This window comes from Acidovorax sp., assembly GCF_046291265.1.
GTDB lineage: Bacteria > Pseudomonadota > Gammaproteobacteria > Burkholderiales > Burkholderiaceae_C > Acidovorax.
Genome location: NZ_JBKBTV010000195.1, coordinates 1 through 535, shown reverse-complemented (window position 1 = coordinate 535; position 535 = coordinate 1). Strand labels below are relative to the sequence as shown.

1 protein-coding gene is annotated in these 535 nt (G+C 64.7%); it reads left to right on the top strand.

All coding sequences use genetic code 11. The features are described 5' to 3' along the window. Positions 1-299 precede the first annotated feature (299 nt). Positions 300-455, top strand: coding sequence for a hypothetical protein (locus tag ACK41V_RS23860; protein WP_409786198.1), 156 nt, complete (start codon positions 300-302; stop codon positions 453-455). The last annotated feature ends 80 nt before the right edge of the window (positions 456-535 follow it).

Sequence of the window (535 nt, the reverse complement as noted above, 5' to 3'; positions counted from 1 at the left end):
CCTCACACACCATGCTGAAACTATTGAGGAAGTGCGTCGTGGTGATGATGAAGTCGTTCACCAGCAGCAGCATCTTGCGCTTGGGCACGGGCGCCACGGTGGACAGGTCCATGACTGGTCTGCTGCGTGTGGCCGGCCGCGCAGTGTGCCAGCGGGAGAGCCTCGCTGGACTTTGACCCGAGTACAGGCGCCGAGTGCAGGCGCCCAGCGCAACAGCAGCGGCACAACCAAGATGGTGTGCCCGTGCGCGAGGAACACGTGTCCCGTTCGTGTGTCGCTTCATGGCGCGAAACCCATGCATGGCATCACAGTGTCAAGCCGCCGCCGCCGCAGCAGCAGCAGCAGCCGATGCACATGAGCAGCGCCAGCAGCTGCGCGGCCTGATCGCCGTGGAGCTGGACGCGCTGGAGTCCACGTCGTGCGCGTCCGCCCTGCTGGCTGGAGATCATCAATGATTAGCATCGAGTCTGGCGGCGTCGTGTTGAATGAGCGACTGTGGTGGCCCGCGCAGCCAGAGGCGAATGCGCGGCGCATG

Bases quoted from the DNA above. Each gene is read 5' to 3' on its own strand.
- ACK41V_RS23860 (WP_409786198.1), top strand. From the start codon at position 300: ATGGCATCACAGTGTCAAGCCGCCGCCGCCGCAGCAGCAGCAGCAGCC.